Genomic DNA, 1,266 nt, shown 5'->3' with positions numbered 1-1,266 from the left:
TCCACTCGTCGTTCTGCTCGGCCAGGACCGCGCCGACCAGGCGGATCAGCGCGGTGCGGTCGGGGAAGATGCCGACCACGTCGGTGCGACGCCGGATTTCCTTGTTCAGGCGTTCTTGCGGGTTGTTCGACCAGATCTGCCGCCAGATCTCGCGTGGGAAAGCGGTGAACGCCAGGAGTTCGTGCTGGGCGGTGTCCAAGTGGGCTGCAGCTTTGGGGAACTTGGCCTCCAGAGCGTCCAGGACGTGCCGCATCTGGGCCTGGACGGCGTCGGTGTCGGGCTGTTCGAAGACGGTCCGCAGCAGCGTGGCCACCCAAGGCTGGGCCGACTTGGGCACCTGGCTCAGCAACGCGCGGGCGTAGTGCGTACGACATCGCTGCCAGCTCGCGCCGGGCAGGGTGGCGCCGATCGCGTTGACCAGGCCGGCATGGGCGTCGGAGACGACCAGTTGGACGCCGGACAGACCGCGCGCGACCAGGGATCGCAGGAAGGCCAGCCAGCCGGCACCGTCCTCGCTGGAGGCGACGTCGATGCCGAGGATCTCGCGGTGGCCGTCGGAGTTGACGCCGACCGCGATCAGCGCGTGGACGTTGATGATCCGGCCGCCCTCGCGGACCTTCTGTGTCAGCGCGTCCACCCAGACGAACGCGTAAGGCCCTTGGTCCAGGGGCCGGTTGCGGAACGCGGCAACCTGGTCGTCCAGGTGTTTGGCCATCGCGCTGACCTGGGACTTCGACAGTTGAGTGACGCCGAGGGACTCGGCGAGCTTCTCGACCCGGCGCGTGGAGACGCCGAGCAGGTAGGCGGTGGCGACCACGCTGATGAGGGCCTGCTCGGCCCGTCGGCGGCGTTCGAGGAGCCAGTGCGGGAAGTAACTGCCCTGACGCAGTTTAGGAATGGCGAGTTCGACGGTCCCGGCCCTGGTATCCCACTCGCGCGGGCGGTAGCCGTTGCGGTGGTTGACGCGTTCGTCGCTGACCTGCCCGTATTCGGCGTTGCAGAGGGCATCGGCTTCGGCGGACATGAGTGCGTCGGCGAATGTCTTGACCATCGCGCGCAGCAGATCGGGACTCGCCGCGGCGAGGTTGTCTTCGGCGAGGGCGTGCAGGGGCAGACTGTCGGGTGCGGTCATCGTGCTGATCTCCTTCGAGGCTTCGACACTTCGAAGATCAGCCGGTGGCCGTTCATCTATGCGGGCACCATCCCGATGCCGGAGCAAACCCCCGGATCAGGTCGAACCCGTACACCATCTCCCTGGACGCAACC

The 1,266-nt window shown here is 67.4% G+C and carries 1 protein-coding gene; it reads right to left on the bottom strand.

The features are described from left to right. Positions 1 to 1,132 (bottom strand): IS256 family transposase (locus tag ACIREI_RS45060; RefSeq protein WP_403346150.1); only part of this gene is annotated, 1,132 nt, incomplete at its 3' end. Positions 1,133 to 1,266 lie beyond the last annotated feature (134 nt).

The sequence above is a fragment of the Streptomyces sp. NPDC093591 genome, from assembly GCF_044764885.1.
Lineage (GTDB): Bacteria > Actinomycetota > Actinomycetes > Streptomycetales > Streptomycetaceae > Streptomyces.
This window is presented reverse-complemented; position numbering and strand designations above follow the sequence as displayed.